The 17,723-nt window shown below is 67.7% G+C and carries 15 protein-coding genes and 2 tRNA genes; 6 read left to right on the top strand and 11 right to left on the bottom strand.

Annotated elements, in window-relative coordinates:
* Nucleotides 1-91 precede the first annotated feature (91 nt).
* A complete protein-coding gene (locus VFW04_03165; protein ID HEX5178307.1) occupies nt 92-280 on the top strand; it encodes a hypothetical protein in 189 nt (62 codons plus the stop codon).
* 63 nt (nt 281-343) lie between these two features.
* Nucleotides 344-417, top strand: a tRNA-Ile gene (locus VFW04_03160).
* Between the two features lie 48 nt (nt 418-465).
* Here the strand turns inward: VFW04_03160 and VFW04_03155 are convergent.
* Entirely contained in the window at nt 466-609 is a 144-nt protein-coding gene (locus VFW04_03155) for a hypothetical protein (GenBank protein ID HEX5178306.1), read from the bottom strand.
* On the bottom strand, nt 602-1,996 hold the full coding sequence (locus tag VFW04_03150; GenBank protein HEX5178305.1) for an OFA family MFS transporter: 1,395 nt from the start codon (nt 1,994-1,996) through the stop codon (nt 602-604). The genes VFW04_03155 and VFW04_03150 overlap by 8 nt, the downstream gene beginning before the upstream one ends.
* Before the next feature lie 169 nt (nt 1,997-2,165).
* Here VFW04_03150 and VFW04_03145 point away from each other — a divergent pair.
* Both VFW04_03145 and VFW04_03140 read left to right on the top strand, forming a co-directional pair.
* Nucleotides 2,166-2,239 (top strand) — tRNA-Val (locus tag VFW04_03145).
* Nucleotides 2,240-2,347: 108 nt separating this feature from the next.
* Nucleotides 2,348-3,808, top strand: a complete 1,461-nt coding sequence (locus VFW04_03140; GenBank protein HEX5178304.1) for an amidohydrolase family protein — start codon at nt 2,348-2,350, stop codon at nt 3,806-3,808.
* Between the two features lie 10 nt (nt 3,809-3,818).
* Here the strand turns inward: VFW04_03140 and VFW04_03135 are convergent, their stop codons facing one another.
* Both VFW04_03135 and VFW04_03130 read right to left on the bottom strand, forming a co-directional pair.
* Nucleotides 3,819-7,025 (bottom strand): ankyrin repeat domain-containing protein, encoded by a 3,207-nt coding sequence (locus tag VFW04_03135; GenBank protein ID HEX5178303.1) that lies wholly within the window; start codon nt 7,023-7,025, stop codon nt 3,819-3,821.
* A 235-nt stretch (nt 7,026-7,260) separates the two neighbouring features.
* The gene (locus VFW04_03130) at nt 7,261-7,827 is read right to left on the bottom strand and encodes a Uma2 family endonuclease (GenBank protein ID HEX5178302.1); all 567 of its coding nucleotides are present in this window, start codon (nt 7,825-7,827) and stop codon (nt 7,261-7,263) included.
* A 162-nt stretch (nt 7,828-7,989) separates the two neighbouring features.
* Between VFW04_03130 and VFW04_03125 the strand changes: the two genes are divergently transcribed.
* Nucleotides 7,990-8,388, top strand: coding sequence for a hypothetical protein (locus VFW04_03125; GenBank protein HEX5178301.1), 399 nt, complete (start codon nt 7,990-7,992; stop codon nt 8,386-8,388).
* A 22-nt stretch (nt 8,389-8,410) separates the two neighbouring features.
* Here the strand turns inward: VFW04_03125 and VFW04_03120 are convergent, their stop codons facing one another.
* Genes VFW04_03120 through VFW04_03110 form a run of 3 tightly spaced genes read right to left on the bottom strand, consistent with a single transcriptional unit; the run spans nt 8,411 to nt 11,470 of the window.
* Nucleotides 8,411-9,022 carry an acyltransferase gene (locus VFW04_03120; GenBank protein ID HEX5178300.1) on the bottom strand — a complete coding sequence of 204 codons (612 nt, stop codon included), beginning with the start codon at nt 9,020-9,022 and terminating at the stop codon, nt 8,411-8,413.
* 5 nt (nt 9,023-9,027) lie between these two features.
* Nucleotides 9,028-10,131 carry a Gfo/Idh/MocA family oxidoreductase gene (locus VFW04_03115; GenBank protein HEX5178299.1) on the bottom strand — a complete coding sequence of 368 codons (1,104 nt, stop codon included), beginning with the start codon at nt 10,129-10,131 and terminating at the stop codon, nt 9,028-9,030.
* Nucleotides 10,132-10,135: 4 nt separating this feature from the next.
* Complete coding sequence (locus tag VFW04_03110) at nt 10,136-11,470, bottom strand: nucleotide sugar dehydrogenase (protein ID HEX5178298.1); 1,335 nt, start codon at nt 11,468-11,470, stop codon at nt 10,136-10,138.
* Nucleotides 11,471-11,708: 238 nt separating this feature from the next.
* Here VFW04_03110 and VFW04_03105 point away from each other — a divergent pair, with 238 nt between their 5' ends.
* Nucleotides 11,709-13,487, top strand: coding sequence for an FAD-dependent oxidoreductase (locus tag VFW04_03105; protein HEX5178297.1), 1,779 nt, complete (start codon nt 11,709-11,711; stop codon nt 13,485-13,487).
* 220 nt (nt 13,488-13,707) lie between these two features.
* Here VFW04_03105 and hflX read toward each other — a convergent pair whose 3' ends face one another.
* The 4 genes from hflX to VFW04_03085 all read right to left on the bottom strand — a co-directional run bounded on the left by hflX (nt 13,708) and on the right by VFW04_03085 (nt 17,722).
* The gene (gene hflX / locus VFW04_03100) at nt 13,708-15,039 is read right to left on the bottom strand and encodes a GTPase HflX (GenBank protein HEX5178296.1); all 1,332 of its coding nucleotides are present in this window, start codon (nt 15,037-15,039) and stop codon (nt 13,708-13,710) included.
* A gap of 81 nt (nt 15,040-15,120) precedes the next feature.
* Entirely contained in the window at nt 15,121-16,485 is a 1,365-nt protein-coding gene (locus VFW04_03095; protein ID HEX5178295.1) for a replication-associated recombination protein A, read from the bottom strand.
* The gene (locus VFW04_03090; GenBank protein ID HEX5178294.1) at nt 16,482-17,198 is read right to left on the bottom strand and encodes a ZIP family metal transporter; all 717 of its coding nucleotides are present in this window, start codon (nt 17,196-17,198) and stop codon (nt 16,482-16,484) included. Before VFW04_03090 ends, VFW04_03095 begins: the two co-directional genes overlap by 4 nt.
* The gene (locus VFW04_03085; protein HEX5178293.1) at nt 17,195-17,722 is read right to left on the bottom strand and encodes a hypothetical protein; all 528 of its coding nucleotides are present in this window, start codon (nt 17,720-17,722) and stop codon (nt 17,195-17,197) included. The genes VFW04_03090 and VFW04_03085 overlap by 4 nt, the downstream gene beginning before the upstream one ends.
* Between the last annotated feature and the right edge of the window lies 1 nt (nt 17,723).

The following is a 17,723-nucleotide window of genomic DNA, read 5'->3' as shown; positions in this document are numbered from 1 at the left end:
CCGAGTTTCACACCCGGCTCACGGCCGTGTACGCGAAGGCCGGGCTCGAACCCCTGGCGAAGGTGATCATCCCACCCGTGGAGGCGAACCGATGATGACGCCCGAGCAGCACGCGGAGTTGAACGCCCGCCTGAGTGCGTTGAAGACGGCGAAGGAGATCACCGCGTTCATGGACGACGTCGCGCGACGCTTCGGCGACGACGACCCGCTCGTCAACGGCCTCGGTGAGCAGGCCGCGATGATCAAGCACGCGTTGAAGCAGGCCTCGCGGCGACCGTGAGCCCAGTGCAGATTTGAACAGAATTTGAACAGGTGAGGCAGTACCAGTGACGTAAGTCGTTGCGGGCCCTTAGCTCAGATGGTTAGAGCAGCGGACTCATAATCCGACGGTCCCAGGTTCGATCCCTGGAGGGCCCATCTCGCATGGGGTTCACGGTTAGGCATCGGTCGCCCGTCCGTGCCTGGCTACTTGAAGATCTTGAGCGCGTCGACCACGACGTGATACACCCCCCAGAGTCCGGGGATGCCGACCCAGAGCCACGACAACCAGAGCTTGGCCGCTTCCCCCGACGCCTCGGCGTCGGTCGGCCGCGTGGTCACATCAGGCATTGACGCCTCCCGGAATCGCGCCGCCTAACGGTGGATGAGCGGACCGCCCGTCCGGCTCGATCTCGCCGGTAAAGTAGTGCTTCGGATCCACCGGGCGCACGAGCAGGTTGCAGATGAGCCCCACCAGCAGCAGGCACGCCATGAGGTACATCGTCACCGAGTACGCATCTGCCTTCGGCACCCCGTGATCGATCTCGTACTCGCGGATGTAGTTCACCAGCACCGGACCGAAGATGCCCGCCGCCGACCAGGCGGTGAGCAGGCGCCCGTGGATCGCGCCCACCTGCATCGTGCCGAACAGGTCCTTGAGATACGCCGGCACCGTCGAGAATCCGCCGCCGTACATCGAGAGGATGATCACGAACGCAATCACGAACAGCAGGACGCTCTGCAGCTGGCCCGTGTGCGGCACGAACGCATAGAGCGCCATGCCTAACACGAAAAACGTCGTGTACGTCGCCTTGCGCCCGATCACGTCGGACAACGACGCCCACCCGAACCGGCCCGTCATGTTGGCGAGGCTCAGCAGCGCGACGAAGCCCGCCGCCGCTGCCGGCCGATTCCCCTTGAAGAAAATCTCCTGGATCATTGGCGACGCCTGGCCGATCACCCCGATGCCCGCCGTCACGTTCAAGCACAACACCCACCACACGAGCCAGAACTGCGGCGTCCGCATCGCTTCGTTCACCTCCACGTTGGCCGTCGTCACCAGCTTGGGCGGCGTCAGCGGCGCCGTCCATCCCGCCGGCTGCCACCCCTCGCGCGGCAGGCGCACGGTGAACACGCCGAACATCATGAAGATGAAGTACAGGATGGCGAGCGACACGAACGTCGGCGCCACACCCTGCGACGTCGCCGTGCGAAAATGATTCATGAGCCCCACCGACAACGGCGAGGCGATCATCGCGCCGCCGCCGAAGCCCATGATCGCCATCCCCGTCGCCATCCCCGGCCGGTCGGGAAACCATTTGATGAGCGTCGACACCGGCGAGATGTAGCCGATGCCCAACCCGAAGCCGCCTAACACACCGTAGCCGGCGAGCAGCAGCGGAAAGCTGTGCGTCCTGATGCCCAACGCACCGACCAGGAATCCGCCGCTGAAGCAGCAGGCGGCGGCGAACATCGCCCGCCGCGGACCGACGCGCTCGAGCCACTTGCCGAACAGCGCCGCCGACACGCCGAGGAACACGATGGCGATGCTGAACACCCAGCCGATGGTGCTCAGCTTCCACCCTTCCTGCTTCGACAAGGGCAGATTGAACACGCTGAAGGCGTACGCTTGTCCGATGGCGAGGTGAATCGCCAGCGCAGCGGTAGGAATGCGCCACCGGTTGTAGCCCGGGTGCGCGATGGTCCGTTCTCGATCGAGGAAAGAGAACATCGCCATGAACGACCTCCAGGGTGACCGCGAGGATGCTGCCAAGCCATGGAGCAACGGAGCCGCTAGACACCGGCCCCGAGAGCAAAAGACTATAGTCCCCGCGCTGTCCACGCCACTACCACCGGACCCACCGGCCGGTTAAGCTATGCACACGCCTGGCGGATCGCAGCCTCGCGGTCGCGTAGCTCAGCTGGTTAGAGCGCTGGTCTCACATACCAGAGGTCCGGGGTTCGAGTCCCTGCGCGACCACTCCCACCGTATTCGGCACGCGCGTTCCGTTGCCTAACGGACGCACCGCGACCTCGATCCCGCGCGCGACCCGCATCGCGCCGGCCGAACGCTCACCAGAGACCCCGCATGTCCGCATCCCCAGCACTCGGCCGCCAGCGCTCCCTCGCCTTCCGGCGATGCTGCGCCGGTCTCGTCGCCGTCGCATCGATCGCTGCCGGCGCCGCCCGCGTCCCCGCCCAACAATCCGTCATCATCCGCGGCGGCTGGATCTTCACCGCCGCCAGCGACACCGTCGAACAGAATCGCGGCATCTTCGTGCGCGCCGGCCGCATCCTCGTGACCAACGGAGATCTGTCCGAGGAGGACACCTCCGGCGCCCGCATCATCACCCTGTCCAACGACGAGTACGTCCTGCCCGGCATGTTCGACATGCACGCGCACTACAACATGACCTTGGGCGAGGGCGGCATTCGACAAGATGAGTACACGTACAATCCGTACATCTTCCTGGCCAACGGCGTGACCTCGACGTTCCCGGCCGGCGAATACGATCCGGTGGGCATGGAGGAGACCCGCAAGCGCATCGACAGCGGCCAGCAAATCGGACCCCGCATCTACAACTCGGGTCCGTATTTCGGCACGGCGCGGCGCGGCTGGGATCGCCACATCAGCGTCGACTCCATCGACAAGGAAGTCGACTACTGGGCGGCACAGGGCGTTCGCAGCTTCAAGGCCAAGGGCGCGGCGCCGTATCAGCTCGCGGCGCTCATCGCCCGCGCCCACATGCACGGCCTAACGGTCACTGCCCACCTCGAGTCCGGCTTCCGCAACACGACCAACGCCAAGGCCGCGATCCTCATGGGCATCGACCGCGTCGAACACATCCTCGGCGGCGATGAGCTCGATTCCACCAAGGGCGCGTACGAGTCGTGGGTCCACGTCGACACAGCCTCACGCGCCTTCAAGGTCATCGTCCACCTCGTCATCAGCCACCACGTGGTGTTCGATCCGACCATCACGGCGCCGGTGTACTTCACCACCACCGCCGACAAACCCGGCTTCGACTACTGGATCGACGAACGCACGTTCTTCACGCCGTACGTGCAGGAGTGGGCCAGGCGACAACCGCCATCCCACACGTTCCCGCTCGCCGACTCGCTCTATGCCGCGATGCGCCGCACGACCAAGGCATTCTACGACGCCGGCGGCATCATTACGTTAGGCACCGACAACCCGAGCCGCGGCGAGTACATCGCCGGCTTCTCGTCGCACCGGGAGCTGCAGACGCTGGTGTCGATCGGCATTCCCAACGCCGCGGCGATCAAAGCGGCCACCATCAACGGCGCGCGCGCGCTCGGCGTCGGCTCGCTGCTCGGCACCATCGAGCCGGGCAAGTTCGCCGACATGTTCGTGATCAAAGGCAATCCGTTAACGGACATCACCAACACGCGTCATGTCCAACTCGTCATCAAAGCCGGCTTCGTGTACGACCCGCAGGCCCTGCTCGACAAGGCGATGGGCAAAATCGGGCCTAACGGCCCCCAGCCGTCCGCCCGCACGGCGCCCGTTCCGAAGACGAACCGGTAGCGCGGCTCCGCTATCCACCGTGCGATCGCAGGAACGCCGCGACCGTATCGAGCGCGCGCGCATCGGCGATCTCCGCCGCGGTGCGACCGTGTACGCCGCGCCGTGACGGATCCGCGCCGTGCCCGACGAGCACCTGCGCCGTCTCGAGCGCCTGCCCCGCATCATCCGGCAAATGCATGAGCGGCGTCTCGCCGCTCGCGGTCGCGACAAGCGCCAATCCCGGCTCGTCGCCTAACACCGCGCGCAGCCGGTCCACGCGCCCGCTGTAGACAAGCGCCCAGACATCCCGGCTCACCGCGCCCAACAGCTCGACCATCCGGCGCTGCTGAGCCCACGACGCAATGCCCAACGGAATCGCGTGGTATCGCTCCTCGCGCGCATCGATGGTTGCGCCGCGTGCGAGCAGCAGCGACGCGCTCCGAACCGCGCCCTGATAGGCCGCGGTATGCAACGGTCGAGCTCGGCCCTCCTGCGGATGCGCCACGTCGGGCGACACGCCCAGGTCGAGCAGCAGCTCCACCACATCGGCGCGATCGTCGCGAACCGCCGCGAACATGGGCCGCGGCTCGCGCCGGTACTCGGGATGCGAGGTGAACATCGCGGCAACGCGGTCGCGATCCAGACGGAAGGCCGCTTCCGTGAGCGCCTCGATCTCGTCCATCGGGCCTCGGGCGGGCGTCGCTCCGTACTTGACGAGCAATTGCGCCAGGTCGCTCTGACCTCGTGCAATCGCTGCCTCGTATGCCGTCGCCCTGGCGTCGCGCACAGACCGACTCCCAACCGGCGTATCGGGTCCAGCGCCGTGCGACAGCAGCCATTCGGCGAGGCCGAGGAGATGGCGGTCCACCGCGGCATCGAGCATGAAGCGCGCGCCGTGATACACCTGGGCGTCGTCGCCCAGCGACGGCGCGCCGCGCATCGACAGCATGGGCCACGCCGGGTCCGCCCAATCGGCCGACCGTCCGCGCCGCACCGAACACGCGTACATCAGCTCGAGGAGCCAGACAATGTCGTCGCCTAACAGAAGGCGCGACGCGTGATCGGCGAAGACGTTGTACAGCACCTGGCCATCGAACGGATCGGCGCCGCGCTCGAACAGCAGCCGCGCCAGGGCCGGGGCCTCCGGATGCGTTGCCGCCTGCTCCTCGCCGCGGCCTAACACACAAGTGAGCGCCGTGTAATGGATGTCCGCGTTGCCGCCCATGTAGAACGCGTTCGCATCGGCGCCGCGATCCAGCAGCAACCGCGCCACCTCGACGCCGCGCCCCGCCGGCCACGGATGGGGCAGCCGGGCGTCGCACACGTACAGAATCGGAGGCCAGCTCCGCGGGCCGCCGATCGCCGTGGCAAGCGACGCATCGGCATCGAGCATCCGCGCCACGCCATCGACGTCGCCGCACACGGCCGCGGTGAAGATGTCTGCCTGCGCGATCTCCGAATGCGCCGCCAGCAGTCGCCCGGCCTCGTGCATCGCGCGCGTACGCGCGTCCCCTCCCGTGCGCCAGTCGAGACAGGCCTTCTCGAGAAAGGCGGCGACGATCCCTGACCGGCCCTGCGCGACCGCGAGCCGCGCGGGTTCGCGGGTCAGCTCTGCCGCGAGCCCGGCGTGACCGCGGGCCGCCGCCAGTTCGCCTAACGTATGGCCGTCGCTGTCCTTCACACCCAGGTCGGCGCCGTGGTCCCGCAGCACCTGCGCTGCCGTGGCCTTGCCGTTCGCGACCGCGTACGCGATCGGTGTCCATGCCACGTCGATCCACGTATGCCGTTTCGCGTCGCCGGTCACGTAGCGGCCGAACGGACGCTCCAACGCCGCCGGATCCCGAGCCAGAATCTCGGCGATGCGCTCAGTGCGATCGAACGCGATGGCCTCGAAGACGTCGATCGGTCCCTCGAGAATCGCATCTCGTACCGCGACATGCCCGGCGTGCATCGCCCAGCCGGCCGGCGTGCCCCACCATTTGTCCTCGCGCGCCGCGACATCGGCCCCATGACGCAGCAGCACCTGAACGGCGCCAAGGTTGCCCGCGAACGCTGCCGCGTGCAGCGGCGTGTAGCCGTGGGTGTTGTCCACGGCGGTGCGCGCATCGTCTCGCGCGTGCACGGATGCGCCGTGGCTCAAGAGCGACGCCATGACTGCAGCCGACGACGACTCCGCGGCCCGCACGATGAGACGGCCCCACCTGTTGCCCGGTCTGAGCGCATCCGGTTCCTGTGCGAGCAGTCGCTCGACGTCACGCGGCCGATCGAGCGCCAGAGCCGCCGGAAGCCGCAGCCGCGCGCCGCCGGCGATCAGCCGCTCAGCCATCGCTGTCTCTCCGCTCAACGCGGCCTGATCCAACGGCGTGAGCCCGGCATCGTCCTCAGCCTCGGTGTCGGCGCCGAGCTCGAGCAGCGCGTCCAATGACTCGGGCCGGCGCTGAATCACGGCAAGGTGCAGCGGGCGCCGGCGACGGTTGGCGGTGTCCATCACGCGGTCGCGCTCGCCTAACGCAATGCCGACGATACGCCCGATCGCCCCGGTCGCACCCATCGCGACCGCCGAGAAGATCGTGTGCTCCGAACCGTGCGCGAGCAGGTACTCGGCCACCGCGAGCTGGCGCCGGTCGCCGAAGCACGTGGCCCACCCGATCACGCCGAGGTCGTGGTAGTCGCCCGCGCCGATCGGATCGGCGCCGTGCGCGATCAACCGCTCCACGATACCGAGACTCCGCCGCTCGGCCGCGAAGTGCAGCGGCATCGCATTGTCGCCGTCATCGCGGATGTTCGGATCCGCGCCGTACGCCAGCAGCACATCCACCACCGCCACGCTGCCGCTGTTGACCGCGAAGTGCAGCGCGGTGCGCTTGCCGGTGTGCCCCTGCAGCTCGGCGCGCTCGTTGACGACGTCGGGATGTGCGTCGAGCACTTCGCGCACACGTGCCGCATCGCCCCGCAGCGCCGACTCGAGCAACGAGTGAACGATCGCGTCCCGGGGGGCGTGCAGGTGATCGCGGCGCCTGGATAACGCGGCCGTGAGCGCCGTCCAGCCGTCGAAACCGTATTCGCGAGCGAGAGCGAGCTGCACGTCGCGCAGCGTTGCGTTAGGCGGAGCCGACGGATGCGCGCGCTCGAAGCGCGCACGTGCATCGGGGTCATTCGAGCGAAGCGCCGTCAGCCACCGCTTCGCTTCCCTCTTGAGCGTCCCGAGGGAGCTCTGGGGCGTGAGCTTCCTGTCCATCGCGGCCTTCCTCCACGTGCGCGCCCGAAGTCCGCTGAGTACAGGCTCGGAAGAAGGTTCGCTGCGTAGAGCCGAACCAGAATGGGTGGGAGCAGAGCTCCCTTGCCGCGGACAGGAGGCGCCCCAGCGCGCGCTGAAGCGAAGCTTGGCGGCTAAGAGGTGTGGCTGTCAAGCGCGAGCGCGCGACCAGGCGTCGGGAGACCGACCTCCTATGTCGTGTGTTCGCGGATTCGCGCTACATGCGAATGAGACTGCGCACGCCGCTGAACACCTGCGCCACGTCGATCTGCAGGTCTCGCGCGGATCCAGGCGCGCGGTAACGAACGGCGCGACGCTCGACCCGCGGCTGCGCGTCACCGGAGAGCGATACCTCGATGGTGCGCTGCATTGGATCGACCACCCAATATTCGCCGACGCCGAGGGCCGAATAGGCGCGCCGCTTGTAATCGCGATCGTACACCGCGGACGATGGACTCACCACCTCGACCGCGAGCAGCCATTCGCCGATATCTTTCCACGGCGCGCCGAGCCCGTACTTGGCCGGATAGACCAGCACATCCGGAACCAGGCTCGTGAAGGGCTCGAGGCGGATCTCGCCCGGCGCCGCGACGAACGCATGCTCCTCGGAGATGCCGTTCGAGAGCACTGAGATCAGGCGCGACGTGATGACCGCATGGACGCTGCTTGGCGCCGGGCTCACCAGGAGAAGTCCGTCCAACAACTCGTAGCGCACGCCCGGATATTCGGGCAGCTCGTCGATGTGATCGACGGTATAGCGCGGCAGCAAAGCGGGCATAGCCATACACTAATCTCCTCCCGAACCCGGATGCAACTCGGCATGCCGCACAATGCTGTTGCGCGTAGCGTCCGACGCTACCATTAGGAAGTTATGCGCATCATTTCTACGCGATGCGCCCCTCCTTGACCGCGCCTCATGCGCACGTTGGAGATCACGCGAATTACGATGCGATCCTCGATTGTCGAAATTGTCGTGCTCTGCACCGTCGCCGCGCTCGCCGCCTGCAACAGCAACGACATGAGCGGGAACGGCGACTGTTCCACATTGTCGCATCGACCGGCGATCACCGTCACGGTGAAAGCTGCAGTTGGTCCGCCGCTCACGACGACCGCGACCGGTGTGGTGCGCGATGGCGACTATGCGGATTCGCTGCGGCCTTCAGCGACGTCCATCGACGGGATTCAGCAGCTGAGCGCGGCGGAGAACCGTCCTGGAACGTACGACGTGTTCGTCACCCATTCCGGTTATCAAACCTTCGAACAGGACAGCGTCGTCGTCGGCGCATCGGCCTGCGGCATCAGCCAGACGCGCTTTCTCTCGGCCGAGCTCGAGCCGCTGCCCTGAACGGAGGGTTGCCGCCCGACAGTTAGGCGCCCGCGCGCCGCACGGCGCCGCCGTCGCCCGCATACCGTTTTCCGCATGCCGCGCACTCGACGTGCGCACCGGACGGATCCTCGGGAAAGTCGAGCCGCTCGCCGCACTCGCACATCCATCCCACGACGCGCGCCGGGACGCCGGTGACGAGCGCGTACGCGGGTACCGAGTGCGTCACCACGGCCCCGGCGCCGACGAACGCGTACTCGCCGACATCGTGCCCGCAGACGATCGTGGCGTTGGCGCCGATCGATGCCCCGCGCCTCACGATGGTGTCGCGATACTCGTGCTTGCGCGACACGTGGCTGCGCGGGTTCAGCACGTTGGTGAACACCATCGAGGGGCCGAGGAACACGTCGTCCTCGCAGCGCACGCCCTCGTACAGGCTCACGTTGTTCTGGACTTTGACGTTTCTGCCTAACGTCACCCTCGGCATGACCACGACGTTCTGGCCCAGGCTGCACGCTTCGCCGATCACGGCGCCCGCCATCACGTGGCAGAAATGCCAAACGCGGGTGCCGGCGCCGAGCGTGGCGCCGGCATCGACGTAGCTGGATTCGTGGACCAGCGCGCTGCCGCCGCCCGCCGCCGGCACCTCGCGCATCTCGCTCACGCGCGGCGGCCGCCTCCCGACTCCGTCTCCGGCGGAAACGCGCGCAACGGCAGCGCGATCTCGCGCTCGGCGCGCGCCGACTCGTAGATGCCGAGGATCAACTCGAGCGACTTGCGGCCCTCGCGGCCGTCGGTGTCGGGCGCGGCTTCACGGCGTAATACCTTGACGACGTTTTCGTAATACGGCCGGTGCCCCGATCCGTACACTGAGAGCGGGTTCGGCGCGCCCCGCAGCAGCTCCGCTTCACGGTCGATGTCGTGGTACTCCGCGAACTCCCACGTCTCGATGCGGTTGAGCGCCGTGCCGCCCACCTTCACGCTGCCCTTCTCGCCGAGGATCGTCACCGACCCCTCGAGGTTGCGCGGATGCGCGAGCATCGTGACTTCGATCGTGCCTAACGCACCGTTGCGGAACCGGAGCAGCGCCACTCCCGTGTCCTCGCTCTCGATGCGCCGCGCCAGCGTCGCCGTCTTGGCCGACACCGATTCCACCGGCCCGACCAGCCACTGGATCATGTCCACGTAGTGGCTCGCCTGATTCATGAAGGCGCCGCCGTCGAATTCCCACGTCCCGCGCCACGGCGCCATGTCGTAGTACGACTGCGGCCGCTGCCAGCGCACGGTGGTGTTCGCGAGATAAATGCGTCCGAAGCGTCCGAGATCGATCGACCGCTTGAGCAGTTGGATGGCGGGATTCAACCGGTTCTGCTTGACCACGAACAGGTACACGCCCGCGTCATCGCACGCATGGACCAACGCGTCGGCTTCCTCCAGCCGCGTCGCCATCGGCTTCTCGCAGATCACGTGCGCGCCCTTCTCCGCCGCCATGATGCCGTGCCGCGGATGCAGTCCGCTCGGCGTGCAGATGGCCACGACCTCGCACGCGCGCTCGTCGAGCATCTGCGCGAAATTCGTGTAGAACGGCACGCTCATTTTCTCGCCGGCTTGTCGCGCGCGCTCTTCGACGTCATCGCACACCGCGACCAGCTGCATCGCCGGCGTATGCGCGATCGCATCGAAATGCCGCTCGCTGATGCGGCCGCATCCGACGAGGCCGATCCGGAACCGCGTGTTGCCGCGCTCGAGGCTCACGTCGCGCACGCTCTCAGATTGCCGCCGCCGCTGGCTCCGGTGGACGGACCGCGGAGCGGGACAGCGCGTTGCGTGAATCGATGACGATGGATGCGAGCTGCTTCACGCGTCCGTAGTCGATGGCGCTGTGATCGGTGACGATGATGACGGCATCGGCGCCGCGGAGCGTTTCGTCATCGAGCGGCACCGAGCGCCCAACGGCGCCTCCCGGCGTGTGCCCGTCGTCCACGATCTCGGGGACGTACGGATCGTGGTACCGCGCTTCCGCGCCCTTCTTGCTCAGCAGGTCGAGGATCTCGAGCGCCGGCGATTCGCGCAGGTCGTCGATGTCCTTCTTGTACGCCACGCCTAACACGAGAACGCGCGAACCGCGCATGGGCTTGCCGGCGTCGTTGAGCGCGTCCGCCACCTTCCCGACCCAGAACGCCGGCATCTCCGTGTTGATCTCGCCGGCCAGCTCGATCATGCGCGTCTTGTAGTGCAGCGTGCGCATCTTCCACGCGAGATAGTGCGGGTCGAGCGGGATGCAGTGGCCGCCGAGTCCTGGGCCGGGGGAAAACTTCATGAAGCCGAACGGTTTGGTCGCGGCCGCATCGATCACTTCCCACACGCTCACGCCCAACTTGTCGCAGATCACGGCCATCTCGTTCACCAGGCCGATGTTGATCATGCGGAACGTGTTCTCGAGCAGCTTGGTGAGCTCGGCCGCTTCGGGCGAGCTCACGGGGACGACGTCGTCGATGAACAGCTCGTACACCTGCTCGCCTAACTTCGTGCAACGCTCGGTGATGCCGCCCAGCACTTTGGGCGTGTTCTTCGTGTGCCACGTCGGATTGCCCGGGTCCACGCGCTCGGGCGAGAAGCAGAGGAAGAAGTCATCGCCCACCTGGAAACCGCGCTTCTCGAAGGTCGGCAGCAGCAGCTCGCGCGTCGTCCCCGGATAGGTGGTCGACTCGAGCACGATCAGCTGGCCCGGGCGCAGCGCCTCGGCCACCGACTCCGTGGCCGTGACCACGAACGTCATGTCGGGGTCCTTGGTCTTGCCTAACGGAGTCGGCACGCAGATCGAGATCACGTCGCACTCGGCCAGCCGCGACATGTCCAGCGTCGCTTCCAGCTTTCCCGCCGTGCGCAACGCGGCCACGTCCTGCGCCGACACATCCTTGATGTGGCTGCCGCCCCCGTTCACCAGGTCCACCACGCGTCCCGATTTCTCGAATCCGATTACGCGCAGTCCGGCGTGCCCCATCTCGATCGCCAGCGGCAGGCCGACGTAGCCCAGCCCGACGACTCCGCACGTGACCCGGCGTTGGGCAATCTTGTCCGACAGCGCGTCGAAAGTGTTCATGACCTGATCGTTGGATGTGGGCCAGACCGGCTTCGTGCGTCACGCACCGCGCGCGGCCGCCTCATCATGCGGCGCGGCAAGATCGCGTGCGTGTCACCCCTCGGACGCAAGGGGCCGCGACGCGGTAACCCCAGGGGTGGCCTGACCGTCCTTCCGTTGCAACGCGGCCCGTTGGCCAAATATAAGTCGCACCCGCGCGTCAACTTAGCCTCAATCGCTCGAACATAACCGCGGCACAGTGAGCGTTCAAGCGAAAAGCTATCCCCTTCCGCTCGCGCCGGCCTCGCTCGGCGCTCTCGTTCCATGCGCCCACGGCTCCGGGTGCCCGCTCGGCGTCGACGTGCCGGCGCTCACCGCGGCGCTCGCGCGCGGCGACAGAGCTTCCGCGTGGCGGATCGTGCGCGCGGTGAATCCGCTCGCCAGCACGTGCGGCCATGGATGTCATGCGCCGTGCGAGCGCGCGTGCCGTCGCCGTCACTTCGGCGCTCCCGTCGATATCGCAGCGCTCGAGGCGCATGCTGCCGCACTGGAGCCGCCGCGTCTCGTCGTCCCGGACGGCCCGTGCACGAGCCCGCACGACGCGCGGTCCGTCGCCGGACTCGTCGGCCTTACGCCGGACATGGCGCTTCGCGGAGCGCGCGCCGACACGCGCGTGGCGGTCATCGGCGCCGGCGCGGCCGGACTCGCGTGCGCACACGACCTCGTGCTGCTCGGCCACCGCGTCATGTTGTTCGACACGGCGGACGAACCGGGCGGCCTGCTCACGGCTGCCTTGCCTGCATTCCGGTTTCCGGTAGCCAGTGCGCGCGCCGAGTGCGCCGCGGTGCTCGCCATGGGCGGGCTCGAGCTGCAGTCGCGCTATCGCATTCAAGGCGCCGCCGATGTGCGCGCCCTGCTCGCCGGCGAATTCGACGCGGTGTTTCTCGCCATCGGCGCTTCGTCGCCGCGCTACCCGCTGTTCGGCGCCCAACCCGATCACCCGCAGGTGATGGACGCGATGGCTGTGTTAGGCAGCGACGTGCCGCTCGAGGGGACCGTCGTCATCGTGGGCGACGGCGATCTCGCGGTGGACACCGCCCGGGCCATCGTCCGCCGCGCCGCGCGCGACGAGCGCGTGCTCCCCGTCGTGCAGCTGGTGCTCGAGCACGCCCTGGAAGACTCGGACATCCCGGCGGCGTGGATCGCCGCCGCCGTGGGAGAAGGCATCGTGGTGCACGACGGGTGGACCGCTGGTCATTGGCGTGCCGACGAGAGCGGGATGCTGAACGGGATCGAGATCGATCGCCCAACGGACCGCACCGCGAAGGTGCTGGCGTGCGACACGATCGTGACGGCCGCGCCGCGCGCGCCCGATGCGTCGCGCTTCGCGCCGGACGTGGCGCTCGACGGCGACGGATATATCGTCGTTGATCCGCTGTCGCTCGAGACGTCGATGCTCGGCGTGTGGGCCGGCGGCGCCTGTGCGTTCGGTCACCGCTCGATCGCGCACGCGACGGCCGACGGCAAGCGCGCCGCGTGGAGCATCCACGGCGCGCTCACGGGCCGCGTGGTGCAGGTATCGATCGCCTCCGCGTGGGTCGAGGCGGACGACTGGACCGACGCCCGCGCGGTGACGGCGCTCGCCACCCCTCCGCTCGACGCCGGCGCGCACGCACCGCCGGCCGCCGACCCGTTCTCTGCATCCGCCGCCCGCCCCGACGCCGAGATGCAGCGCGAGGCCACGCGCTGCTTCGACTGCAGCGTCCTCCCGGTGGTCGACGAGCAGTGCACATCGTGCGGCCGCTGCGTCAGCGCGTGCCCGGAAGGCGCATTTCAGATGCAGCCCGGTCCGCCCAAGCAGCTGCACCTCGACCCCGATCTCTGCACGCGCTGCGGAATCTGCGTGGAGAAATGTCCGGAAGGCGCGATCGCGCTCCTGAGGGCCGTGTGGGAACAGCGCCTAACGGACTACAGTCGGAGAGAAACGCGGACGCAGCCGGAAACGGCCGGACAACACCATACCGCCGAGATCCTTTGAAAGGCGGACGGAAACGCGGACCAGGCGGGACACAACCGGAGCAAACCAATCTGCCGAGATCCCTTCAAAGGCGGATGGAGCCGAAAGGCGGAGAGAAGCGAAAAAAAGGCAGACGAAGGCGGACAGAGCCGAAAAAAGAGGCGGACAGAGCCGGAGGCAGCGCGGATATAACCGGACTCCTCGGCCCGGTTGAGACACACCCACAATAACGCCGACCTGATTACCCGCTGTCCGGTTGTGTCCGCCTGTGGTCAGACTTGTCCGCCTGTCGCTGTTCGTCAGGCCGTGTCCGCCTGTGGTCCGCCCGTACGGTGGCGCCTAACCGCACCAGCCGACCCGCGGTCGCCGGGTCGAGGCGGGCGGTGATCACCCATTCGTCGCCCACCGCGCGCTGATCCAACACTTCCCCGTGCTGGTGCAGGTCGGCGAGCAGCTTGCCGTCCGACAGCGGCAAGCGCACGCAGCTCACCGGCCGCTCCTTTCGCTCGGCGGCGAGCAACGCGCGGCGCAGCGGCTCCAATCCGTCCTCGGCCGTCGCGGACACGAATACGACGTTAGGCATGACGGGGCGCAGCCGGTCTTGCAGCGCGGCCAGCTCGGCAGCCGGCAGCTTGTCGATCTTGTTGAACACGTTGAGCGTCGGCTTCTCCTGCACGCCTAACTCGGCCAGCACGCCGTCTACCACGCGGCGTTGCTCTTCCCACATCGGATGGCTCGCGTCGAGGACGTGGAGCAGCAGGTCGGCCTCGCGCACCTCCTCGAGGGTCGCGCGGAAGGACGCGACCAGGTGGTGGGGCAGCTTGCGGATGAATCCGACGGTGTCGCTCAGCAGCACGCGGCGCCCGTCGCCCAGGTCAACGCTGCGCGTGAGCGGGTCGAGCGTCGCAAAGAGCCGGTTTTCGACGAAAATGTTCGCGTCGGCCGCGAGCGCGCGCAGAATCGACGACTTGCCCACGTTGGTGTAGCCGACGAGCGCCGCGCTGAACGTCGTCCGGCGGCCGTGGCGCTGGACGACGCGAGACTTCTGCACGTCGGCCAGCCGGTCGCGCAGCACGCGGATCCGGTTGCCGATGAGCCGCCGGTCCGTTTCCAACTGCGTTTCACCGGGGCCGCGCATGCCGATGCCGCCGCGGAACTTCTCGAGGTGCGTCCACATCCGCGTTAGGCGCGGAAGCATGTACTCGAGCTGTGCCAGCTCCACCTGCATGCGCGCCTCGCTCGTGCGCGCGCGCGTCGCAAAGATGTCGAGAATGAGCTCGGCGCGGTCCATGACGCGGCGCCCCGTGATCTCCTCGATGTTGCGGGCCTGGGCCGGCGTCAGCTCGTCGTCGAACACGAGCAGCGTCGCCTGCTCGCGAGCGATCGCTTCGCCCAACTCCTCCAACTTGCCTTTGCCCAGATACGTGCCGGGATTGGGCCGCTCGAGAAACTGCGTCACTTCTCCGACGACGACCGCTCCCGCCGTATCCGTGAGCTCGGCGAGCTCGGCGAGATGCTCGGTCAGTTGCTGCTTGGCGCCGGATCGCTTGGGCGGCGCGCCGACGAGGAGCACGCGCTCGACCGGCGGCGCAAGGGAAATCGGTTCCTTCGAGATGGTCTGACTCCGTCGCTCAGATGAAATACACCGCTCGCGTCATTCCGCGTGCTGGTCCTTGCGCTTCAGCTCCGCCCACCACGCCAACCGCTTCGCGATTTCCTTCTCGAAGCCGAACTTCCCCGGTTCGTAGAGCACCGTGTCGCGCAGCGTCTCCGGCAGATACTCCTGCGGAATGTACGCCTCCGGCGCGTCGTGCGCGTACTGGTAGCCTTTCCCGTACCCCAGGTCCTTCATGAGCGGCGTGGGCGCGTTCCGGATGTGCATCGGCACCGGCGCCGCCGGCGTCTCGCGCGCCGCGTCCATGGCCGCGCCCAACGCGGCCTTCGCGCTGTTCGATTTGGGCGCCGTCGCCAGATAGATGGTCATCTCGGTTAACGGAAGATAGCCTTCCGGCGCGCCTAACATATGGTACGCGTCGCGCGCCGCCACCGCCAACTGGAGCGCCCCCGGATCGGCGAGACCGACATCTTCGGCCGCCATGGCAATCGCGCGGCGAAAGATCGTCATGGGATCTTCGCCGCCCTCGATCATCCGCGCCATCCAGTAGAGCGCCCCCTGCGGATCGCTCCCGCGCAGCGACTTGTGATACGCGGACAGGAGATTGAAGTGTTCTTCACCCGCCTTGTCGTGCCGCGCGAATCGCAGCTGCATGGCGTCACGGGCCACGGGCACCGTGACGTGCCCCCGCGCACCCACGTGCGCGGCCGCTGCCTCGAGCACCGTCAGCGCGCGGCGCGCGTCGCCGTCGGCTTCTTCGGCAATGAGCCGCACCGCATCATCGTCCAGCGCCAGCTCCTGGACGCCGAGGCCGCGCTCGCGGTCGGCGGCCGCCCGCCTAACGAGCGTCTCGATCGCCGCCGCGTCGAGCGGTTTCAGCACGAACACCCGCGAGCGCGACAACAACGCACCGTTGATCTCGAACGATGGGTTCTCCGTGGTCGCGCCGACCAACGTGATCGTCCCGCGCTCCACGTGCGGCAGAAACGCGTCCTGCTGCGCGGTGTTCAGCCGGTGGATCTCGTCGACGAACAGAATCGTCCCGCGGCCCAACGTCGCCAGGCGGTCTTCCGCTTCGGCCACGATCTCCCGCACGCGCGGCACACCTTCCGTGACCGCCGAGAACGGGACGAACACCCGGTCCGTATAGCGGGCGAGGAGCAGGGCCAGCGTCGTCTTCCCCGTTCCCGGCGGCCCCCAGAAAATCATCGAGCCCACGGTGCCCGTCTCGATTGCCGCGCGGAGCGCGGTGCCCGGGCCTAACAACTGCTCCTGCCCAACGACGTCGTCCAACGAGCGCGGCCGCATGCGCGTCGCCAGCGGCTGCGCGCTCTCCGGCGCCGCGAACAACGACGGCTCGCCGCGGCCGCGCGACGGTCGACCGCCGCGTGTTGGCACGCTCACGCCCTCACGGCGGAGCGCGCCGCGAAGAACAGTCCGCACCCCACGAAGAAGGCGAGTTGCAGCCGCCAGCCGTGCTTCCCTTGAAACTCGGGCACGAGGTTCGATGCGCCGACATACAGCGTCACGCCCGCCGAAAGACCAAGGCCGTACATCGCCAGCGACGCAACGCGGCCCGTCACGAGCACGCCCGCGAGCGTTGCCAAGCCGAGCGACAGGCCGGCGTAGAGCGCGCGCTTGCGACCCGCGCCCGCGGCGAGAAAGAGACTCGAAATCGCCAAACCCTCCGGCAGCTTGTGCAGCACGATCGCCAGGAATACGAGCGTGCCCAACGCCTGGCTCACCAGGAACGCCGATGCAATGGCCACGCCGTCCACGAACGTGTGCAGCAGCAAGCCCACGAGCGCCGACACGCCGACGCGCTCGGTCACGTGGTGCGTCTCCTCGCCGAAATGAAAGTGCGGCGCCAGGGTGTGCTGCGTGAAATGCACGAGCAGGTATCCGAGCAGCGCCGCCATGGCGCCGCGGTCGCCGCTTCTCGCGATCGCCTCGGGAAAGATGTCGGTGAGCGACACCGCGATCATGAATCCCGCCGATAACGCCACCAGCGTCTCGAGCGTCGCGACGCTCCACCGCGAGCGCCACGTGACGGCGGCGGCGCCAACCACGTTGGCCGCCGCCGCCGCAATCGCATACGCCCAGGGCGTCGCACTCACGCCGGAGCGAGCCTGAGCGATTCCGCCGCCTGGGCCAGCGCTGCCACCAGCTCCGGCGCATCCGCGTACTCGCGACGCACACCGCGCCAGCTGCGCGTGCGCACGAGCCGCCGCTCCTCCAATCCCTTTCCTTTCAGGATGTACAGCCACTGATCCGTGCGCGAATAAATGAACAGCTCGAGCACCGGATTCACCGTTAGTTGGTCTTCACTCGTGTACACCGACAACTCGGCGCCGCCGTTGGTCGCGAGCAGCGTCTTGATGCGCGACACCGCTTCGCGCACGTCGGGCAGCGCCAGCGCTTCGCCCTTCCAGGACCGCCCGCTGCGCTCGTCGCTGATCGCCACGTCGACCGCCGGCGGCAGATGCTCCATGAGCGCGATGAACAGATCGACGACGCGCTCGGCGTTCGCCACGAGATGCGCCGTGTAGTAGTCGCCATCGTGCGAAAACGAAAAGCCATCGGCCGCGGTGCGAAACCGCTTCCACACCGATTGGTCCGGCTGCCGTCCGCGAAAGAACATG

The sequence above is a fragment of the Gemmatimonadaceae bacterium genome (assembly GCA_036273715.1).
Taxonomy (GTDB): Bacteria; Gemmatimonadota; Gemmatimonadetes; order Gemmatimonadales; family Gemmatimonadaceae; genus JADGGM01.
Note: the sequence above shows the minus strand (reverse complement) of the source record. Positions and strands in the feature narration are given on the sequence as shown.